Here is a 3,547-nt window from a genome sequence, read left to right as displayed (position 1 = left end):
AGCCCATAAAATATCTCAGAATGAAGAATATAAAGTAGGATTGGAACTGAGTAAAACTATTTTTAACAAACTTTTAAAAAAACATCCTAAAATTCATATAATGACCGCAAACAGATTTGAAATAGTCAAAGAGCTTTTTTAAAAAGCTCTTTTTTTTATTTTCTTGATTTTTGCCACAAGAAAACAACAACCCAAACAGCAAATCCGATTAAATAAGAGATATATTCATGTGGAAGATGTAAATATTTTGTCATAATATTCGGCAACATAAAAAACGGTACAGCAATTAAAAATAAAAATCTCTCAATTATATTACAGTGTTTTATAAAATAACCCTGTGTGGCGCTAGAGAAACTAAACATACCAAGCATAGCCGTAATAAATATTATAATAATTTTCACGGGGTCGCTAATAAAAGTAAATTCATTTACATCCCATTCATTAACACTGTTGATTAAAAGCAGCTCCATATTAAAGAAAAACATAAACGGTAATATTGCCGTTCTTATATCATAAGCAAACCCCTGAAGACCGGTTTTAATCGGGTCTGCTTTAGCAATTCCCGCCGCAGCGTAAGCCGCAATTCCCACAGGAGGCGTATCGTCTGCGAGAATTCCGAAATAAAACACGAATAAATGAGCGGCAATCGCAGGAATAATAAAGCCGTTATCCTGAGCCAACTGTAACATAACAGGAGCGGTAAGTGAGGCCACCACGATATAATTTGCGGTAGTCGGAAGACCCATTCCAAGAATCAATGAAATAAACGCCGTTAAAAGAAGCACTATTAAAATATTTCCGTTTGAAAGCGTATCAATTACATCAAGCAGTACCTGACCTATACCGGTTAATGTAATACTACCCACAACTATACCCGCAAGCGCAGTGGCAAGCGCAATAGGCACCATGTTTCTCGCACCGTTTACCATTCCATGGAAAATATCTATAAACCCCTGAATAAAATCTTCTTTTTTAATTTTTCTTTTTTCAATAAATAAAGCTTTAAAGGGATACTGAATAACCATAATAACCATTAAAAGCCAAATAGCGCTAAAAGCCGCCATCTGTGCCGACTGTCTTAAAACTATTAAAACATACATCAAATAAGCCACAGGAATCAGATAATGAAGCCCGCTAATAAACGTTTGCCATTTCGGCGGAAGTCTGCGTGGGTCTTCACCCTTTAATCCAAGCTTTTTAGCTTCTAAATGAACTATATAAAACAAAGCCAGATAACTGACAACCGCCGGAATAGCAGCCGCAATAATAACATCAGTATAAGCAAGTCCTAAAAATTCCGCAATAATAAACGCCGCAGCACCCATAACAGGAGGCATAAGCTGACCGTTAGTCGATGCTGCAACTTCAATAGCCGCAGCTTTTTCAGGAGGAAACCCGGCTTTTTTCATAAGAGGAATAGTAAAAACACCGGTGGTTACAACATTAGCCGTGGAACTTCCGCTGATAATTCCCGTAAGTCCGCTGGCCACTACACTAGCTTTTGCCGGACCGCCGCTATATTTTCCAAGAAGCGAATACGCAAGTTTTATAAAATACTCCCCTGCCCCGGCTCTTTCAAGTAAAGCTCCAAAAAGAACGAATAAGAATACAAATCCGGCAGATACACCAAGAGGCACCCCGAAAATTCCTTCGGTTGTTAAATACATTTGAGATATGATTTTTTCAATAGAGGCCGGTTTGTGGGATATCAATTCAGGCAATACATCTCCAAATTTATCATATAATAAAAAGACAATAGCCACTATACTTAAAGCAATACCGATAACCCTTCTTCCGGCTTCAAGGAGTAAAATAATAAATATAACCCCGATAACTATATCACGAGTCAGATAATCTCCCGGCCTGTTTGAAAGACCTACATAATCTATGGCTATATAAGCGGCTCCCAGTCCCCCAAGTATTGCCAAAACCCAGTCATACCAAGGTATTGTTTTTAAAAATTTAGGTTTTTTAACAATAGGATAAATTAAAAATGCTAAAACCATGGCAAATGCCAAGTGAATACTTCTAACAATTGTAGAGTTTACCGGAAAATAGCTTACATATAATTGATAAATTGACCATGAAAACGCTATTAAGGCTATCACCCAGTAATAAATATGATTTGGCGGAAAATTTCTTTGCCCTTCAAGTTCAGTTAATATTTTTTCTTCTAAATCTTTGTCTATCTCGCCTTCTTTAACAGCTTCTTCTTCGACTTTATCAATCTCTTTTTCGAGATCTTTATCTACATCAAGTATATCAGGTTTAGCCATTAATCCTCCTTAATTTAGTGCTAAAAAGCCCCTTGGCTGCTTAGCAGAAAATTAAGAAGGGGAATTAATTAAGAAGTCCCGCTTCTTGGAAAGCTTTTTTGGCACCAGGGTGCATCATATTTAAATCAAATCCTTTAAGAAGGTCTTTTTTAGTTAAATTTTTGTAAGCAGGATGCATTCTTTTGAATTTATCGAAGTTATCAAGAATTGCTTTTGTAAGATAATATACTGTTTTATCATCCATTTTATCACTTGTAACTAAAATTGCTTTAACCCCGTATGTCTTTGTTGGATGATTTACGCCTTTATACATTCCGGCAGGAATTGTACCCCATGCGTAGTAAGGTTTTTCTTTTACAAGTTTTTGAGCCGCAGGCACATTATCAAGTGAGATTAAGTCAATATCAACAGAATTTGCCGCATCTTTAATATTAGCTGTCGGATGTCCTACCATATAAAAATATCCTTCGATTTTTTTATCTTTTAAAGCATTCGGACACTCAGCCGCTTTGAGTTGCTCTACTTTTATATCGTTAAGAGTCATTTTTTTACAATAATCAAACAAAGTTTTAACAGCAGCTTCGTTACCGCTTCCAGGGTTTCCGATATTAATTCTATGCCCTTTTAAATCAAAGAAATTTTTTATTCCGCTGTCTTTTCTTACAACAAGAGTTAATAATTCCGGATGAATTGACATAACAACTCTTAAACCTTTAAACGGCTTTCCTTTAAATTTACCTTCACCGTTATATGCTTGATAAACAACGTCAGACTGTGCAATACCAAAATCAAGTTCGCCTTTTTTGATTGCATTAATGTTATATACGCTTCCTCCTGTAGATTCAACAGTACATTTAATACCCGTTTGTCTTTTCATTTTATTCATAATTCTACAAATCGCCCCGCCTGTCGGATAATATACACCTGTAACACCGCCGGTACCAATTGTAATATATTCATACGCAAACGCACTAGTTGCTAAAACGGCTGCTGAAACTGCGCTAATTACTAATTTTTTCATATTTTCTCCTTTTTTTGATATTTTCATACATTATAACAAAATTTTGGAAAATATTAAAAAATTTTTAATTTATAAGTAAATTTTATAAGGAAAAAGAAAAGAAAGGATTATTGATGGTAATTCGGAGCTTCTTTTGTAATTGTTACGTCATGAACGTGAGATTCTTTAAGTCCGGCAGAAGTAATTTCAACAAATTCCGCTCTTTCCTGGAACGTTGGAATATCTTTTGCCCCAACATATCCCATGCTTG

At 35.5% G+C, this 3,547-nt stretch carries 3 protein-coding genes; all 3 read right to left on the bottom strand.

Annotation, left to right across the window (positions count from 1 at the left end; translation table 11 throughout):
* Positions 1 to 155: 155 nt before the first annotated feature.
* Positions 156 to 2,276 (bottom strand): TRAP transporter permease, encoded by a 2,121-nt coding sequence (locus tag ACXJH6_RS06380; RefSeq protein WP_456470923.1) that lies wholly within the window; start codon positions 2,274 to 2,276, stop codon positions 156 to 158.
* A gap of 64 nt (positions 2,277 to 2,340) precedes the next feature.
* Positions 2,341 to 3,297 (bottom strand): TAXI family TRAP transporter solute-binding subunit, encoded by a 957-nt coding sequence (locus ACXJH6_RS06375; protein WP_456470922.1) that lies wholly within the window; start codon positions 3,295 to 3,297, stop codon positions 2,341 to 2,343.
* 107 nt (positions 3,298 to 3,404) lie between these two features.
* On the bottom strand, positions 3,405 to 3,547 hold a 143-nt coding region (locus ACXJH6_RS06370), incomplete at its 5' end, for an IMP dehydrogenase (RefSeq protein WP_456470924.1).

Source organism: Caminibacter sp., assembly GCF_053999135.1.
Note: the sequence above shows the minus strand (reverse complement) of the source record. Positions and strands in the feature narration are given on the sequence as shown.

Bases quoted from the DNA above. Each gene is read 5' to 3' on its own strand.
- ACXJH6_RS06380 (WP_456470923.1), bottom strand. From the start codon at position 2,276: ATGGCTAAACCTGATATACTTGATGTAGATAAAGATCTCGAAAAAGAG.
- ACXJH6_RS06375 (WP_456470922.1), bottom strand. From the start codon at position 3,297: ATGAAAAAATTAGTAATTAGCGCAGTTTCAGCAGCCGTTTTAGCAACT.